12 protein-coding genes are annotated in these 16,885 nt (G+C 69.3%); 5 read left to right on the top strand and 7 right to left on the bottom strand.

Translation table 11 applies throughout. From position 1 onward, the window contains the following. Positions 1-15: 15 nt before the first annotated feature. A complete protein-coding gene (locus QRN30_RS05875; RefSeq protein ID WP_017888098.1) occupies positions 16-177 on the bottom strand; it encodes a hypothetical protein in 162 nt (53 codons plus the stop codon). 127 nt (positions 178-304) lie between these two features. Here QRN30_RS05875 and QRN30_RS05870 point away from each other — a divergent pair, with 127 nt between their 5' ends. The 3 genes from QRN30_RS05870 (at position 305) to QRN30_RS05860 (ending at position 2,933) form a co-directional block, all read left to right on the top strand. Beyond that, entirely contained in the window at positions 305-934 is a 630-nt protein-coding gene (locus QRN30_RS05870; RefSeq protein ID WP_017888097.1) for a hypothetical protein, read from the top strand. 536 nt (positions 935-1,470) lie between these two features. Next, complete coding sequence (sigK, locus tag QRN30_RS05865) at positions 1,471-2,070, top strand: ECF RNA polymerase sigma factor SigK (RefSeq protein ID WP_056071845.1); 600 nt, start codon at positions 1,471-1,473, stop codon at positions 2,068-2,070. Further along, complete coding sequence (locus QRN30_RS05860; protein WP_284760625.1) at positions 2,067-2,933, top strand: anti-sigma factor; 867 nt, start codon at positions 2,067-2,069, stop codon at positions 2,931-2,933. The genes sigK and QRN30_RS05860 overlap by 4 nt, the downstream gene beginning before the upstream one ends. A gap of 274 nt (positions 2,934-3,207) precedes the next feature. Here the strand turns inward: QRN30_RS05860 and pstB are convergent, their stop codons facing one another. The 6 genes from pstB to QRN30_RS05830 all read right to left on the bottom strand — a co-directional run bounded on the left by pstB (position 3,208) and on the right by QRN30_RS05830 (position 10,922). Beyond that, positions 3,208-3,987: a phosphate ABC transporter ATP-binding protein PstB gene (gene pstB, locus QRN30_RS05855; protein ID WP_017888094.1), complete on the bottom strand. Its 780-nt coding sequence runs from the start codon at positions 3,985-3,987 to the stop codon at positions 3,208-3,210. Positions 3,988-4,036: 49 nt separating this feature from the next. Further along, complete coding sequence (pstA, locus tag QRN30_RS05850) at positions 4,037-5,122, bottom strand: phosphate ABC transporter permease PstA (protein ID WP_017888093.1); 1,086 nt, start codon at positions 5,120-5,122, stop codon at positions 4,037-4,039. A gap of 13 nt (positions 5,123-5,135) precedes the next feature. Beyond that, positions 5,136-6,086, bottom strand: coding sequence for a phosphate ABC transporter permease subunit PstC (gene pstC, locus QRN30_RS05845; RefSeq protein WP_017888092.1), 951 nt, complete (start codon positions 6,084-6,086; stop codon positions 5,136-5,138). A gap of 238 nt (positions 6,087-6,324) precedes the next feature. Continuing rightward, positions 6,325-7,431, bottom strand: a complete 1,107-nt coding sequence (locus tag QRN30_RS05840) for a phosphate ABC transporter substrate-binding protein PstS (RefSeq protein ID WP_017888091.1) — start codon at positions 7,429-7,431, stop codon at positions 6,325-6,327. A gap of 381 nt (positions 7,432-7,812) precedes the next feature. Continuing rightward, positions 7,813-8,760 (bottom strand): NUDIX hydrolase, encoded by a 948-nt coding sequence (locus QRN30_RS05835; RefSeq protein WP_071250259.1) that lies wholly within the window; start codon positions 8,758-8,760, stop codon positions 7,813-7,815. Next, complete coding sequence (locus QRN30_RS05830) at positions 8,757-10,922, bottom strand: RNA degradosome polyphosphate kinase (protein ID WP_042539263.1); 2,166 nt, start codon at positions 10,920-10,922, stop codon at positions 8,757-8,759. Before QRN30_RS05830 ends, QRN30_RS05835 begins: the two co-directional genes overlap by 4 nt. 207 nt (positions 10,923-11,129) lie before the next feature. On the opposite strand from QRN30_RS05830, the gene QRN30_RS05825 reads away from it, so the two are divergent. Both QRN30_RS05825 and QRN30_RS05820 read left to right on the top strand, forming a co-directional pair. After that, a complete protein-coding gene (locus tag QRN30_RS05825; protein ID WP_017888088.1) occupies positions 11,130-11,411 on the top strand; it encodes a hypothetical protein in 282 nt (93 codons plus the stop codon). Positions 11,412-11,518: 107 nt separating this feature from the next. After that, positions 11,519-16,819, top strand: coding sequence for a DUF6531 domain-containing protein (locus QRN30_RS05820; RefSeq protein WP_284760623.1), 5,301 nt, complete (start codon positions 11,519-11,521; stop codon positions 16,817-16,819). Positions 16,820-16,885: the final 66 nt, after the last annotated feature.

The following is a 16,885-nucleotide window of genomic DNA, read 5'->3' as shown; positions in this document are numbered from 1 at the left end:
AACCGTGCGAGCGGGTCAGCCCCGGCGTCCGGTGAGCGTTCGCAGCAGCCACGCGATGACCGCGATGATCAGCAGCACGATGCCGACGTAGAGCAGGAACTTCAGGCTCGCGGCGAACCCGCCGACGAACAGCAGGATGACTGCGATCACAGCCAGGATGATGAGCAGGGCGTTCATGGAAGATCCTCTCCTTCACGTGCAGGGAGGAGCGCCTCCCTGCCGCAACACGGTACGCGCGGCGCAGTCGTTGCGTTCTCGGCGAACGGGCCGCGGGCGTGTCACCGGCCGCGCCTACACTGCTGCGGTGCCTCGCGATCACCACCGTCCTGTCCACTTCACCGACGCCGAGTTCGCCGCCATCCAGGGCGGTGAGGACCCGGCGCTGGTGAACCGTGTCGCGCACGAGACCGCGAACGCCCTGCTGCACCGTGTGCGTGAGGACCCGGACCCCGCCGTGGTCGAGCGGCTCGTCACCTACACCGACGTGCACGGCATCGACGCCATCGCGGAGCTGTGGGCGCGGGTGGGGGCGCACACCCTGCCTGGGGCGCTCTGGCGGGTCTACCTGGTGCGGATCGTCATCCGGCAGAACCCGGAGGAGATCGCGTACCTGTTCGAACGGGGCACGGCGCAGATCGGCACGATCGACCAGGCGGTCGCGGGTGCCGAGGAACCGACCGGCCCGGCCGAGATCCTGACGCTCGCCGACCGCATCCTGCACGGCCTGTACACGGGCGACCTCGCGGTGGCGCTGGACCGCGGGGCATCGTTCTGCCGCCTGACCGCCGCCGGTGCGACCGCCGTGGCGGACGAGTCCGACCTGGTCGCGTCCGAGCGGGCGGGCGAGCTGACGACGCGGGCGCTCCGCCTGACGGAGTTGGCGGCCGACCTGACCGAGGCGGCGGCGCTCTGGCGTCGCGACAGCCTGGACTGAGCGGGCGGCGGGGCGGACCCGCACCCAGCCTCCAGGCCAGGGGCGCGGAGCTTCGCGACGACGCGCACGGTCGCGACCGGACGCGCGAGCGCGGAACGCATCCGGGCATGGAGAAGCCGAGCCGCAGAAAGCGCCTCTCGGCGCGAGGCCGCTCGAAGCGGCGAATTTTGGAGCCCGGGGCTTGCTGCGGCCCGGCGATCACCAGTCTACGAGACGTCGGCTGATCACTCGACCCTGTTCACTCATGGTGGACAGAACCGGCCCCGGGCGTGCCAGCGCACCGCCCGCGGGGAGCCCGCCGCGCCCGCGCCGCCGAGAAATCCCGATCCCCGCCCAATCCACAGCGGGGACCGCGCCGAATCATCATCGTGGCGGACGGAATGCCCGTCACGAAGCGAGAGGCCCGGTGTGACCCGGACCGGCACCGCCGGTCAATTCCCTGTGGGTCACGCCGGCCCCTCGTCTCGACCGCCCATGCGGGGGCTTCGTGCTACCCGCCTGGTCAACGAAAGCAACCGAGAGGAGGGAAACCTGCAATGCTTGCCCTCGTGGATAGCGACACCGAACGCTGGAGCTCGTCAGAGCCAGCTCAGGCATCGCCGGACGACCTCCTCGCCCGGGTCGCCTCCGGTGACCAAGCCGCCTTCGCGGACCTCTACGACGCACTGTCCGGCCGGGTCCTCGGTCTGATCACGCGGCTCCTCCGGGACCGCGCGCAGTCGGAAGAGGTCACGCAGGAGGTCTTCCTGGAAGTCTGGCAGCAGGCCACCCGCTTCGACCGGAAGCGCGGAACGGCCGCCAGCTGGGTCCTCACCATGGCCCACCGCCGCGCGGTCGACCGGGTCCGCGCCTCGCAGTCCTCGCACGACCGCGACACCAAGATCGGCATCCGCGACCTCGAGGCCGGTTTCGACCAGGTCTCCGAGTCCGTCGAGATCCGCATCGAGCACGAGCGCGTCGGCCGAGCGCTGGCGAAGCTCACGGAGTTCCAGCGGCAGGCTGTGCAACTCGCGTACTACGGCGGCTACTCGCACAGCGAGATGGCCGAACACCTCGGTGTCCCCATCGGCACCGTCAAGACCCGTCTCCGTGACGGGATGATCCGACTCCGAGACGAGATGGGGGTGACCTCATGACCGAACGCCACGACGACCCCGCACTGATGACGGGGTCCCACGCACTCGACGCGCTGTCCGATGACGAGCGCGCGCTCCTCGAGGACGCCCTCCGGACGTCCCCCGAGCTGCAGGCCGAGAACGACTCGCTGCGCGAGACCGCGCTGCAGCTCGCCTACGCCGTCGCACCGATCGAGCCCCCCGCGTCGCTGAAGGCGTCGCTGCTGGCCCGGATCGCCACGACCCCGCAGGCCGCACCCCTCGCCGACACGACGGTCGACCAGACCCCGGTCGCCGAGACCACCCCCGCCCAGGAGGCCCGCCCTGCGCCCGTCACCTCGATCGCCGACGGCCCCACCGCCGGTGGCCGGGCGTCGTCCGAGGCTCGCCGCCGCTGGTTCCAGCGTCCGGCGGTGATGCTGACGGCCGCTGCTGCCGTCGCCGCGGTCTTCTTCGGGGGACTCGGCGTCGGATCGGTCTTCGACCCGAACGGCTCCGGACCGGGCACCACGCAGGCCTCGAGCGGCCTTGACCGCATCTACGCCGCGTCGGACTTCCAGCGCACCACGACCAAGGTCGCGGGCGGCGGTTCGGCGACGGTCGTGTGGTCGAACGACCTCGGCAAGTCCGCGGTGATCCTGGACGGCGTCGAGCAGGCGCCGAAGGGCAAGACGTACGAGCTCTGGTACATCGGCTCCGAGGAGCAGGGCGGTGCCATCAAGTCGGCCGGCCTGGTCGACGGCGCGGCGGACGGTGTGCACTCCGCTGTGCTGAAGGGTGCGATGTCCGAGGGTGCGACGATCGGCATGACGGTCGAGCCCGCCGGTGGTTCGAAGCAGCCGACCTCGTCGCCGATCATGGCGGTCCCCACCACCACGGCCTGAGATCCTCCGGAAGGTGCCCGTGCAGTCGATGCGCGGGCACCTTTCGTCGTTCCACGAGTCGATCGACGCGCGGACTGTCGGAACATGCGCACGCAACGTCTGCGTGCGCATCGAACGACGAACCACGAGTCGATCGACGCGTGGATCGTCGGAACATGCGCACGTCTTGCGGGCCGCCGCGGCACCCGGCGCAACCACGAAGGCCCGGTGCGCGTCCGTGGCGGACGTGCACCGGGCCTCCAGGCCGTCCGTCAGCGCGACGGACGGATGCCGATCAACCGAAGCGGCCCGAGACGTAGTCCTCGGTGGCCTGCACGGACGGGTTCGAGAACATCGTCGCGGTGTCGTCGAACTCGATGAGCTTGCCCGGAGCGCCGGTGCCGGCGATGTTGAAGAACGCCGTCTTGTCGCTGACGCGCGACGCCTGCTGCATGTTGTGGGTCACGATCACGATCGTGAACTCCTTCTTGAGCTCCTCGATCAGGTCCTCGATGGCCAGGGTCGAGATCGGGTCGAGGGCCGAGCACGGCTCGTCCATCAGCAGCACGTCCGGCTCGACCGCGATCGCGCGGGCGATGCAGAGCCGCTGCTGCTGGCCACCGGACAGGCCCATGCCGGGCTTGTCGAGGCGGTCCTTGACCTCGTTCCACAGATTCGCACCCTGCAGCGAGCGCTCGACGATGTCGTCGGCCTCGGAGCGGGAGACGCGCTTGTTGTTGAGCTTGACGCCCGCGAGCACGTTGTCGCGGATCGACATCGTCGGGAACGGGTTCGGTCGCTGGAAGACCATGCCGACCTGACGGCGGACGAGCACGGGGTCGACGCCGGGGCCGTACAGGTCGTCGCCGTCGATCTTGACCGATCCCTCGACCCAGGCGCCGGGGATGACCTCGTGCATGCGGTTCAGGGTGCGGAGGAAGGTGGACTTGCCGCAGCCCGACGGGCCGATGAAGGCCGTGACGGTGCGGGGCTCGATGGTGATGTCGACACCCTCGACCGCCTTGAACTTCGAGTAGTAGACGTTGAGGCCGTCGACCTCGATGCGCTTGGACACGTTGATCCTTCTGGGTGGGTGGTGACGCTGGATCCGCGGGGGCGGACGGTCAGCGGCTGAGCTTGGGGGCGAAGAGGCGGGTGATGATCCGGGCAAGCAGGTTGAGCAGCATCACGATCAGGATGAGCACCAGGGCCGCGGTCCACGCCCGGTCGACGAACGGCACCGGGTTGGCGCCCTGCTGCGAGTACTGCGTGTAGGCGTACACCGGCAGGGTCATCATCGGGTCGCGGAACAGGTTGTAGTTCATGCTCGCGGTGAAGCCGGCCGTGACGAGCAGCGGGGCGGTCTCACCGATGACGCGGGCGATCGAGAGCATGATGCCGGTCATGATGCCCGCGAGGCTCGTGGGCAGAACCACCTTGAGGATCGTCAGGTACTTCGGGACACCGAGGGCGTACGAGGCCTCGCGGAGTTCCATCGGGACGATCTTCAGCACCTCTTCGGTGGAGCGCACGACGATCGGGATCATCAGCACCGACAGGGCGACGGAGCCGACCAGACCGAAGCGGGCACCCGGGCCGAGGAACAGGGCGAAGAGCGCGTAGGCGAACAGCCCGGCGACGATCGACGGGATGCCCGTCATGACGTCGACGAAGAACGTGATGCCCTTCGCCAGCGCGCCACGACCGTACTCGACCAGGTAGATCGAGGTGAGCAGACCGATCGGCACCGAGATGAGCGCCGCGAACAGGGTGATCTCGAGGGTGCCGATGAGCGCGTGGACCGCGCCGCCGCCCTCGGAGATGACCCCGCGCATCGAGTACGAGAAGAAGTTCGCGTCGAGGCGGGCGACGCCCTTGGCGATGACCGTCCAGAGCAGCGACACCAGCGGCAGGACCGCGATGACGAACGCCGTGATGACGAGCGAGGTGACCAGGCGGTCGACGGCCTTGCGACCGCCCTCGACGATGCGCGAGACGACGACGATGAGCACGTCGAACAGGACCGTGCCGAGGAAGATCGCGGCGACGACGTTGAAGTCCTTGACGGCGCCACCGGCGTTGAGCAGGGCGAAGACCAGGACGAGGGCGACCCAGCTGCCGACCAGCAGCAGCCACGGGACGGACGCGTGCAGCTTGCCGTTGGCGTAGACGTTGCCGGCGGTGCCGGTCTGACGGAGCGCGAGGGACATCGGGTGCGACCTCTCAGCTGACTCGGCTGCGGACGATGTACCGCGCGAGCATGTTGATGACCAGGGTGATGACGAAGAGGATGAGACCCGACGCGATGAGCGCGTTCAGTGCCGTCCCGGAAGCCTCGGCGAACTGCAGAGCGATGTTCGCGGCGATCGTCGAGGGGTTCTGCGACGTCAGCATCTCGAACGTGACGTTCGTCGAGACCGACAACACCAGCGCGATCGCCATCGTCTCGCCGAGTGCACGACCGAGGCCGAGCATGATCGCGGACACGATGCCGGACTTCGCGAACGGCAGGACAGACAGGCGGATCATCTCCCAGCGGGTCGCGCCGAGGGCCAGGGCCGCTTCCTCGTTGAGGGTCGGGGCCTGCAGGAAGATCTCACGCATGACCGCCGTCATGATCGGGATCGCCATGACGGCGAGGACGATCGAGGCCGTCAGGATCGTGCGGCCGGTGCCGGACACCTGACCGGAGAACAGCGGGAACCAGCCGAGGTACTCGTTCAGGAACACGTAGAAGGGCTTCACCAGGGGAGCCAGCACGGCGATGCCCCAGAGGCCGTAGACGACCGACGGCACCGCGGCCAGCAGGTCGATGACGTAGCCGAGGACCGGAGCGAGTCGACGCGGCGCGAAGTGCGAGATGAAGAGGGCGATCCCGAGGGACAGCGGCACGGCGATCACGAGCGCGATGAGCGCGGACCAGACGGTGCCGAACACCAGGGGGCCGACGAAGTCCCAGAAGTTCGTGGCCTTCCCGGGCAGCTCGCCGACCTTGGCGGAGAACGCCGGGATGCTCTGCCAGACGAGGAACGCGGCGACGAGCACGAGCACGAAGAGGATGAGGCCGCCGGCGATGACCGAGGCGGCGGAGAAGATCCGGTCACCGACGCGGACGACGGCCTTCGGCTTGATCGGGGTGACGGTGGCCCCTGGCTGGGCCGGTGCGGTCGTCATGGGGTACTCCAGTCGGAGGAACGCCGGGGGAGGCGACGGGTGCGGGTGGTGGAGCGGGGTGGGACGTCCGGGTGCGGGCTCTTCCCGGTGGGAGCGGTGATGCTGTGCTCCCGGTGGCGGCAGTCGTGCTGCGCTCCCGGTGGCGGCGGTGGTGCTGCACTCCCGGTGGGGCCCGGACGGGCGAGGGCCCGGACGCCGGTCATGTGGGTGGGACCGGCGTCCGGGCGCTCAGGGGGCCTTACTTGATGGACGCGACCGCGTCCTTGGCCTTCGACGCGAGGTCGGAGGAGAGGGCGGCCGACTTGGCCTCCTTCGCAGCGGCGTCCTGAGCAGCGCTCGAGACGACGTAGTCCAGGTAGCCCTTCACGAGCTCGGCCTTGTCGGCGTCCTTGTACTCCTGGCACGCGATGGCGTAGGAGACGAGGACCAGCGGCCAGGCACCGTCAGCGGTGTCCTTGCGGTCGATGTCGATCGCGAGGTCGTTGTCCTCGCGGCCGGTTGCGATCTTCGAGTCGGCGACGACCTGCGCGGCACCGTCGGCCGAGATCTCGGTCGCCTTGTCGCCGACCATCAGCTTCGCGCGGTCGAGGTCACCGGCGCCGGAGTCGTCGATGTAGGTGATGGCGTTGGTGGCGTTGCCCATCGCGGAGGCGACACCGGAGGTGCCCTTCGCGCTGTCACCGACCGAGTACGGGAAGGTCTGGCTCGGCTCTTCGGTCCAGACGTCGCCGGCGTTCGCGGAGACGTACTCCGAGAAGTTCTGCGTGGTGCCCGAGTCGTCGGAGCGGTGCACGACCGTGATGTTCGCGTCCGGCAGCTTCGCGTCCTTGTTCAGGTCGGCGATCTCCGAGTCGTTCCACTTGGTGATCTTGCCCGAGAAGATGCCCGCGATGGTCTTCGCGTCGAGGGTCAGGTCGCTGACGCCGTCGACCTTGTACGCGATGGCGATCGGGGAGATGTAGACGGGGATGTCGATGCCCTTGGTGTCCGCCTTGCAGGACTCGAACTTGCCCGAGAGCTCCTCGTCCTTCAGCGCCGCGTCGGAGCCGGCGAAGTCCGCGGCACCCGACATGAAGTTCTCGCGGCCGGCGCCGGAGCCGTCCGGCGTGTAGTTCACCGTGACGCCCTTGGCTTCGTCCTGGAAACCGGCGGCCCAGGTGGCCTGCGCGGTCTGCTGTGCGGACGAGCCCGAGCCGGTCAGGGTGCCGGAGAGCTTCGAGTAGTCGCTGCCGCTGGTGGAGGAGGACTTGGTGCTGCCCGCGTCCTCGTTTGCCGCGCACGAGGAGAGCACGACTGCGCCGGCGATCGCGATTGCTGCGATCGAACCGATTCGCTTGATGTTCACAGGGGTCCCTTCGGGAATGGAATGCAGTGGGACCACTGCGGTCCCTGGGCCGGTGCCGACCCGGGAGCGACTGTAGGGACGCGAGGTGACGGGGATCACCCCCGCTGGTGAACGGAAGGTGAACGAGGGGTTGTCCGCGTCGGGGCGGCGTGCGCCGCGCCCGCGCAGGGAGCAGGATCGGGGGCACTGTGCGCGCGTTCGGAAGATACGCACGCATGATCGCGGAAGGGCGGTCGGGAGGCCCGGATCGCGTTCTCCGGGCGCGGCGCGGCCCCGTCATGTGGTCGGGTGCCGAGCGCGTCGGCTGCGGCGCTCTGGTCCGGCGGCGCTGCGGTCCGGCGGCGCTGCGGTGCGGCGGCGCTGCGGTCCGGCGGTGGCCGGCTACGCCGGGATCGTGTTGCGGTGCGTCTCGACCGCGACGAGCGTGTCTCCGGCGATGTGCATGACGGAGAAGTCCCCGACGGACAACATCGCCGCACGACGCAGGTCGAAGCGGCCGGAGTCGTCGGCGGTCACGGTGGCGATCCGGGCGATGATGTCGGGCAGCACCGGGCCGTGCGAGCAGAGCACGGCGGTCTTGCCCTTGTCGAGGCGGCGCCGGACGACACCCTTGACGTCGGCGGCTCCGCGGTCGTGAGCGTCCTGGCTGATGTCCGGGGTGCTCGAGACGCCGAGCTTCGTCGCGGCCGAGAGCGGTTCGACGGTCGCGAGGCACCGCGCCGCCGTGCTGCTCACGATCTTCTTCGGGCCGAACGCCGCGACCGGCGCCGCGGCGGCCTTGGCCTGCGAACGGCCGACGGGCAACAGCGGTCGGGTGGCGTCGGGACCGTCCCAGTCCGAGCCGGGCACGGTCTTCGCGTGGCGCAGCGTGATCAGGGCGAAGGTGCGGTGCTGTCCGGCGGCGGCGCGTTCGGCGAAGCGGTCGAGGATCGCGACGTCCCGCTCGTACGTCAGACGGTTGCGGGCGTCGTCGATGGTGACCCACTCGAGTGCGGCGACCTCGTGGTTCGGCTCGAAGGCCCCGGCGCGGGCGTACTCCTTGGCCGAGACCCGGGCCGCCCAGTAGTGCACGACCTTGTCGCGACCGTTCGGCAGCACGTACTCGGCGGTGCCGAGCGGAGCGCCGAGGTGGACGCGGTAGCCGGTCTCCTCGTCGATCTCGCGCACAGCGGTCGTCGGGACGGCCTCGCCCGGGTCCACCTTGCCCTTGGGCAGGGAGACGTCCTTGTGGTGGTCGCGGTGGATGAGCAGCACGAGGGGTGTGCCGTCCTGTTCGCGCCAGACGACCGCACCCGCAGCGACGACGGGGCCCGAGGGACCGCCGCTCACCGAGTCGAGCGCTTCCGAGCCGAGATCTTCCGCATGGTCACATTCTGCACGTCCTCGAGCGGACGGCCCGCATCGTCGGTGGAGTGCCGCGTCCACTCGCCGTCGGACTCCAGGTGCCACGAGCTGGCGGTGTCGGCCATCGCCAGGTCGAACATCTCCTGGACCTCGTTGATGTGGTCCGGCGCGACCAGCCGCACGAGTGCCTCGACGCGACGGTCGAGGTTGCGGTGCATCATGTCGGCGCTGCCGATGAAGACCGCCGGGTCGCCGTCGTTGTGGAACGCGAAGGCGCGGGAGTGCTCCAGGTAGCGGCCGACGATGCTCCGCACGCGGATGGTGTCGCTGACGCCTTCCATCCCCGGCTTGAGCGAGCAGATGCCCCGGACCCAGACGTCGATCGGCACACCGGCCTGGCTCGCCAGGTAGAGCGCGTCGATGATCTGCTCGTCGACCATCGAGTTGACCTTGATCCGGATGCCCGAGGGCTTGCCGGCACGGGCGTTCGCCGCCTCGGTCTGGATGCGCTTGAGCAGGCCCTTCCGCAGGTGCAGCGGTGCCACGAGCAGGCGCTTGAACTTCTTCTCGATGGCGTAGCCGGACAGCTCGTTGAACAGGCGGGTGAGGTCCTTGCCCACGGTGTCGTCCGAGGTGAACAGGCCCATGTCCTCGTAGATGCGCGAGGTCTTCGGGTTGTAGTTGCCCGTGCCGATGTGGCTGTAGTGCTTGAGCGTCCCGCCCTCTTGCCGGATGACGAGCACCAGCTTCGAGTGCGTCTTCAGCCCCACCAGGCCGTAGACGACGTGCACGCCGGCCTTCTCGAGCTTGCGGGCCCAGGTGATGTTGTTCTGCTCGTCGAAGCGCGCCTTGATCTCGACCAGGGCGAGGACCTGCTTGCCGGCGGCCGCTGCGTCGATGAGCGCTTCGACGATGGGGCTGTCGCCGGACGTGCGGTACAGCGTCTGCTTGATCGCCAGGACGTTCGGGTCGGCCGCGGCCTGCTCGAGGAACGCCTGCACGCTCGTGGCGAAGGACTCGTAGGGGTGGTGGACCAGGACGTCGTTCGCCTTGATCGCACGGAACAGGTCGGGCTTCGTGTTCGGTTCACCCGGCTGGAACTGCACCGGGGTCGTCGGCACGTGCTTCGGGTAGTGCAGGTCCGGGCGGCTGATCTTCGAGATCTCGAACAGCCCGCCGAGGTCGAGCGGCGACGGCAGCCGGAACACCTCTTCCTCGGTGATGTCGAGTTCACGCACGAGCAGGTCGAGGGTCACCGGGTCCATGTCCTCGGTGATCTCGAGGCGGATCGGCGGGCCGAACCGGCGGCGCAGGAGCTCGCGCTCGAGGGCCTGGATGAGGTTCTCGGCCTCGTCCTCCTCGATCTCGACGTCCTCGTTGCGGGTGACCCGGAACACGTGGTGCTCGAGGACCTCCATCCCCGGGAACAGGTCGTCGAGGTGGTTCGCGATGAGGTCTTCGAGCGGGATGAAGCGCATCCGCCCGGAGTTGTCGTCCGGCAGCTTGATGAAGCGGGAGAAGTTCTGCGGCACCTTGAGGCGCGCGAACTCCTGGCGCTGCGACTTCGGGTTGCGGACCCGCACCGCCAGGTTGAGTGAGAGCCCGGAGATGTAGGGGAACGGGTGCGCCGGGTCGACCGCCAGCGGCATGAGCACCGGGAAGATCTGCTCGTTGAAGTACTCCCGCATCCGCTGCCGGTCGGCTTCGTCGAGGTCGGACCAGTGCTCGATGTGGATGCCCGCGGCGTCGAGGTCCGGCTTGAGCGACCCGATGAACGCCTGCGCGTGCCGGTCCTGCAGCTCGTGGGCCTTCTTCGCGATGTCGCGCAGGACGTCACTGGGGGCACGGCCGACGTTGGTCGGGACGGCGATGCCGGTGTCGATGCGGCGCTTCAGGCCGGCGACGCGGACCATGAAGAACTCGTCGAGGTTGGACGCGAAGATCGCCAGGAAGTTCGCACGCTCCAGCAGGGGCTGCGTGCGGTCTTCACCCAGCTCGAGCACGCGCTGGTTGAACCTGAGCCAGCTGAGCTCGCGGTCGAAGTAGCGGTCCGTCGGCAGCGACTCGTGCTCGATCTCGACGACCTCGTCGAAGTCGTCGAGGTCGGGTGCGACGGATTCGCCGTCGAGCTGCGGTTCGGTGTCCATCCCCACATCCTGCCACCCGGCCCCTGCTGTCGGAGGGGCCCCGGTGGACGCTGTGGAAACCGGTGGTGAACCGTTCGTGTGTGGAGGAACGGTCACGATATACCGACGGTGACATCTGCCCGGGTTTGTGGGTATGGTGGGCCGTGTCAGAGCCTCCGGGGGGATTCCACTGCGCGGGGGTGCAGCTACGAATGAAAGAGGTTCATCATGTCGCGTGTCCTTTCGACCGAGCAGGCCAAGACCGCCATCCGTCAGGTCCAGTCGATCGTCAACGGTGGTTTCACCGATCAGATCTCGCAGCTCGACGCTCAGGGCCGGATCCTCTCCGACTCGAACGTCTGGGACGGCCCGCTCGCGGCGACGTTCCGTGGGTCCACCTGGCCGGAGACCAAGGCTGCTCTCGACAAGGCGAAGACCGAGCTCGAGCAGCTCCGTACGCAGCTCGACAAGATCTCGCAGGACATCTTCACCGCAGGCGGCGGCGCGTAAGCACCAGCATGTTCCCGCCCGGACCGTCGCATTCGCGGCGGTCCGGGCGTTCGCGGTCGGTGGGGCCGCTTCACCAGCACGATCAGCACGACTTCGGGGGATGAACCATGGTTGACCTGCACGGCAATGAGCCAGTCAAGTTCGACAACGGCACGGCCGATGCACTCAGCACGGCGCTGAACGGCGCGGCCGAGTCGATCGAGGGCCAGGCCGGCTCGCGGCAGTCCTACGTCAACACCGCGTCCCAGGAGTTCCGCGGGCACTTCTCGGAGCTCTTCGCGCAGAACGCCGGTACCGCGAAGAGTGACGCCGAGGACATCGCCACGAACCTGCGCACCGTCGCGGGCTGGGTCGACGAGATGAAGGCGGCCGCCGAGCGCGAGAACGCCCGTCGCAAGAAAGCCCGCGACTGGTACGCCGAGTACGGTGACCGGAACTTCTTCGAGTGGATGCACGACAAGGTCGCCGGCGCACCGGAGCCGCCCAAGGTCGAGCACGAAGACCCTCCGACCTTCGCGCCCGCGAGTGCCAAGTCGACCACGCGCCAGACCCCGAACCCGGGCGCGGGTGGGAGTGGTGGCGGCGGGACCTCGTCCGCCAAGCCGGAGGATCTGCGTTCCTTCGCCGCCGGATCGACCTCGCTCAACAGCGACCTCACCGGGAAGCCCGCGGGGCTCCGCGGCAAGCTCGACGACTTCGCGACGAAGTGCTCGTGGGGCACGATCAACGCCGACGGGCTCGTGTCGGCGTTCGACAAGTGGCTTGCTGCCAACGACCAGGACGTCAAGTGGGCGAACACGATCGCCGATGCATTCGCGGCCGCTGGCGGCGAGGGCTCCGTGTCCACCGTCTCGGATGCTGCGCTCGCCGCAGCCCTGGCTGCCGCCGGGGTCGCGCAGTCCCGCACCGACCTGCAGTTCGATCCACCATCGGCCTACGGCGCTCAGCCCACCACCGGATTCTCGATGGACCCGGTGAACACCACGACGGGCAACTTCCTCGAGCCGGAGCTCGACCTGGCGTTCACCGGTGCATCTGCGGCGCTGCAGGTGACCCGCATGTACAACTCCCTCGACCAGCACGTCGGCCTCTTCGGTCCGGGGTGGGCGTCGATCCTCGAGACCCGCCTGCTCCTCGACGACGAGGGCGCGTCGTTCGTCGGCGCCGACGGTCGTCAGGTGCGCTTCCCACGTGACGGCGAGGGGTGGGCCCGCGGCGTCGGCGAGAACCGCTGGCTCGCGGCCGAGGGCAACCGGCTCGTCGTCCGCGACAACCAGGGTGAGCGCATCGACTTCTCGCCGTCCGGGCTGTGGCTCGGACAGCGCGGTGGGGCCGGCACCGCGGTCCGCGTCGAGCGGGACGCCGACGACGTCGTCGTGCGCCTGCTGCACGAGCGCGGGCGCTCGATCGACATCGACCACGTCGACGGCCGAGTGGCGGTGCTCCGCGCCTCCGACGGTCGCCGGGTCGAGTACGGGTACGACGAGCGCGGCCGACTCGTCTCGGTGACCGACGCCGTCGGCACCCGGACCTACGGCTGGAACGACGACGACCTCATCACGACGGTCACGAGTGCGGCCGGTGTCGTCGAGGTCGACAACACCTACGACGACCAGCGCCGCGTGGTCGAACAGATCAGCCCGCACGGCCGCACCGTGCGCTTCGCGTACCTGCCCGGCCGCGTCACGGTGGTGTCCGACCACGACGGATCGCGGTCGAACTCCTACATCGCCGACGCCAAGGGGCGTCTCGTCGGGGTCATCGACTCCGACGACCGACGCCAGTCGATGAGCTACGACCGGCACGGCAATCTCGTGTCCGCGACCGAGCGCGACGGCTCGGTGACCGTGCACGCGCACGACGACCGAGGCCGGAAGACCCGGACCGTCACGCCGTCCGGCGGCGACCTGACCTACGGGTACGACGACCAGGACCGCGTGACGACGGTCGTAACCGAGGCCGGTGCCGTCGTGAGCTACGAGTACGTGGGCGACGACCGCGACCCGTCGGTCATCGTCGACCCGGTCGGCGGCCGGACGGAGCTGACCTGGCAGGACGGCTCCCTCACCCACGTCGTCGACCCGACCGGCGTGGTCCTGACGCTTTCCTACGACGCGTTCGGTGAGCTCGTCTCGACCACCAACGCCGTCGGCGACACCGCTCGGATCGAGCGCGACGCTGCCGGTCACCCGGTCGCCGCGATCAGCCCCTCCGGCGCACGGAGCGAGTACCGCTACGACGCCGCCGGGCTCCTCGTCGAACGACGTGACGCCGACGGAGCCGTCTGGCGTTTCGAGTACGCCGTTGGAGCGCGGATCGCTGCGATCACGGACCCGCTCGGAGCACGGACGACGCTCGAGTACGCCCCGAACGGCGAGCTCGCGACCACGACCGACCCGCTGGGTCGCCGCGTCTCACGGACGTTCGACGACCAGGGGAACCTGGCGGAGCTCGCATTGCCGGGCGGCGCGGTCTGGACGTTCGCGCACGACGCCTTGTCGCGCCTCCAGGCCGTCATCGACCCCGCGGGCGCGACGTGGCGTCGCGAGTACGACGTCGTCGGCGAGCTGACGGCGACCGTCGACCCGACGGGCGTCCGCCAGGAGTTCTCGGACGACGTCGCGACCGGCGTCGCGACCTTGCGCGACGCCTTCGACACCGCGACCGTCCGGTTCGACGAGTACGGCCGACCTGTCGAGTCCACGTCTGACGAGACCGGTTCCGAACTCATCACCTACGACGCCGCCGGTCGCCCCGTCGAACTCGTCGACGGCGAAGGCGGACTGACCCGACTCGAGCGCGACCTCGCCGGTCGCGTCGTCGCGTTGGTCGCCCCCTCGGGCGCGCGCTCCACGTACGAGTACGACGCCTGCGGGCGTCCCGCCGCAGCCACCGACGCCGCGGGGGCGCGGACGACGCTCACCTACGACGCGGACTCCCGTGTCGTGGCCCGGACCCTGCCCACCGGCGAGGTCGAGGAGATCACGTACGACGCCGTCGGGCGCGTGGTCACGCAGACGACTCCGGGTTCCGGTACCGCGCGGTTCCGCTATGACCAGGCCGGGAGGCTCGTCTCCAGCCATGACGCACGCTTCGGCCGTCGTCGGTTCCGCTACGACCCCGCCGGGCAGCTGATCCAGGTCGTCAACGGTCTCGACGGGGTCACCTCGTTCGAGTACGACGAGCGCGGGCGCCTGGTGACGATCACCGACCCTGTCGGCGGGGCCACCCGACGCGAGTACGACGCCGCTGACCACGTGGTCGCTGTCACCGATCCGCTCGGACGGACCACCACGGCGGCCTACGACCCGGCCGGGCGCCAGATCCGCCAGACGGATCCCGACGGCCGGACCACGGAATGGACCTACGACGCGGCCGGTCGACAGCGGGCCGTGCTCGTCGACGGTGCGGTGCAGTCGGAGATCACCCGCGACGCCGTCCACCGAACTGTCGTCGTGTCGGACCACACCTGTGGTGCAGGGCGGACGATCGAGCACGAGCTTCAGCACGACCGCCGTGGCCTGCTCGTCCGCCGAGCCCGGGGCGACCAGTCCGTCGCGTGGGAGTACGACGCTGACGGCAACCGCGCCGCTCGGGTCGACCCGAACGGCACCCGAACCACCTACCGTCGCGATGCCGTCGGCCGTGTCGTCGAGGTGGACCGTGACGGCACCGCTGCCGGCGCGTTCACCTACGACGCCTCGGGTCGTATCGTCCAGGCGGCCACGGGCGACCTGGTGCAGTCGTGGTCGTACGAGGGAGGCGCCCTCGTCGCGCACACCTCGACCACGCTCGACGGTGCCACCAGTACGCGGATCGAGCGCGATGCCGACGCGCGGATCACCGCGGTCGACGGACCGTCCGGGGCGGTGTCGTACGAGTACGACGCCGCCGGGCAGCTCGTGCGCGCCGGGGACTCGACGTGGGCCTACGACGACGGTGGGCGACTCGTCGTCGAATCCGTCGGCGATGTCGAGACGCGCCACGAGTACGACGCTGCCGGACAGCTGGTCGCGACGACCACCGAGGCCGGCCGCACCGAGTACGTCCACGACGGTCTCGGCCGCCGCATCCGGCGGACAGCAGCCGATGGTTCGACCACCGAGTACGCATGGTCCGACCTGGGGCACCTCGCTGCCGTCGTCGACCGCGACGCCTCGTACGCCGAGACCGGTCGGCTCGACGTCTGGGTCGACGCGCTCGGTGAGCTCGCCGAGGTGGGTGGGGTCGCCACGTGGTGGGACTCCGCCGCGGTCGTGCCGTCGCTCATCAGCATCGCCGACACGTCGCTGCTCGACCTGCCAGGGGGTGTCACCGCGATCGGCGATGCCGTGACGCAGCCCGCCTGGCGCAGTGCTCGCGCGACCGATGCTGCGGACCCGTGGGCTGCGCTCGCTGCCGTTACCGACGTCGGGCTGCCCGCGGGGGTGTCCCTGACCGGCTCGGGTGGGGTGTCCGTCGCAGGGCTGGAGTGGCTCGGGGCCCGTGTGTACGACCCTGCGGCGCGGGGCTTCCTGACGGTTGATCCGCTCGTGCCGATCCTGGGTGCCGCGTGGTCGGGGAACCCGTACTCGTACGCGGGCAACGATCCGTTGCAGGCCGTCGACCCGCTCGGGTTGCGGCCGGCGACTGACAAGGACTTGCAGGCGTACCGGGATGCGAATCAGGGTGCAATCGCCAATGTGCGTGACTGGGCCGACGAGCACTCGGAGCTGATCTCGAACATCGCCATCGGCCTCGGCGTCGCAGCGACAGTCCTCGCGATGTGCACACCGATCGGCCCGGTAGTCGCGATTGCCGTGATGGCAGGCGGCGGAGCTGCTTTGGCCGGGGGGCTATCGATCAAGGAAAACAGGGGGGAGAACGGCAAGGTCGATTGGGGAAAGGTCGGCCTGGACACTCTCGTTGGTGGTGTGTCGGGAGCTGCCGGAGGGGGAAGCGCGCTGGGTCTCTCGAAACTCGGGACAGCGGCTGCTCGCGCAGGTGCTCCAGTGCTCCAGCGGATCGGCACGCAGGCCTTGACATCGACTACTCGCTCGGCGATCTCGTCAGGAGTGTCAGGTGCCACGCAGAACGTCGGCGGGTACATGTTCGACGAAGACGTCTCGCACACTGCCGGCGGTTACGCGGCGTCTGCGGCGTCCGGCTTCGGTCTGGGGGCGGGCTTCAGCCTGGGATCCGGGGCGCTCGGAGCTAAGATCGTCAAGAACTTGGACCTCAGTTCTCCATCAGCGACCGCTTTGATCGGTGGTGCGGTGAACCACAGTGCAGGCGGCTTTGGTGCCGTGGCAAATGAGCTGGTCCGCCCGGGCGGGGATCAGAGTCGCGCAAACCTTGTCCAGACCTTTGGAACAGGGTTCCTTGCAGGGGCGCGGGGTCCTACCGTCACTTCACATCGTGCGCCATGAGTGGCGGGCGACGAGAGAAAGAGAGCGTAACCGTGCCGAATACGGAGACCCGGCTTGGGACGGACG

It is taken from the genome of Curtobacterium sp. MEB011, from assembly GCF_030209655.1.
In the GTDB taxonomy this organism is placed as follows: Bacteria; Actinomycetota; Actinomycetes; order Actinomycetales; family Microbacteriaceae; genus Curtobacterium; species Curtobacterium poinsettiae.
This window is presented reverse-complemented; position numbering and strand designations above follow the sequence as displayed.

What these genes read in the sequence shown, in the direction of transcription:
- QRN30_RS05830 (WP_042539263.1), bottom strand. Translation starts at nt 10,922, where the DNA reads ATGGACACCGAACCGCAGCTCGACGGCGAATCCGTCGCACCCGACCTC.
- pstC (WP_017888092.1), bottom strand. Translation starts at nt 6,086, where the DNA reads ATGACGACCGCACCGGCCCAGCCAGGGGCCACCGTCACCCCGATCAAG.
- QRN30_RS05875 (WP_017888098.1), bottom strand. Translation starts at nt 177, where the DNA reads ATGAACGCCCTGCTCATCATCCTGGCTGTGATCGCAGTCATCCTGCTG.
- sigK (WP_056071845.1), top strand. Translation starts at nt 1,471, where the DNA reads ATGCTTGCCCTCGTGGATAGCGACACCGAACGCTGGAGCTCGTCAGAG.
- QRN30_RS05825 (WP_017888088.1), top strand. Translation starts at nt 11,130, where the DNA reads ATGTCGCGTGTCCTTTCGACCGAGCAGGCCAAGACCGCCATCCGTCAG.
- pstA (WP_017888093.1), bottom strand. Translation starts at nt 5,122, where the DNA reads ATGTCCCTCGCGCTCCGTCAGACCGGCACCGCCGGCAACGTCTACGCC.
- QRN30_RS05820 (WP_284760623.1), top strand. Translation starts at nt 11,519, where the DNA reads ATGGTTGACCTGCACGGCAATGAGCCAGTCAAGTTCGACAACGGCACG.
- QRN30_RS05860 (WP_284760625.1), top strand. Translation starts at nt 2,067, where the DNA reads ATGACCGAACGCCACGACGACCCCGCACTGATGACGGGGTCCCACGCA.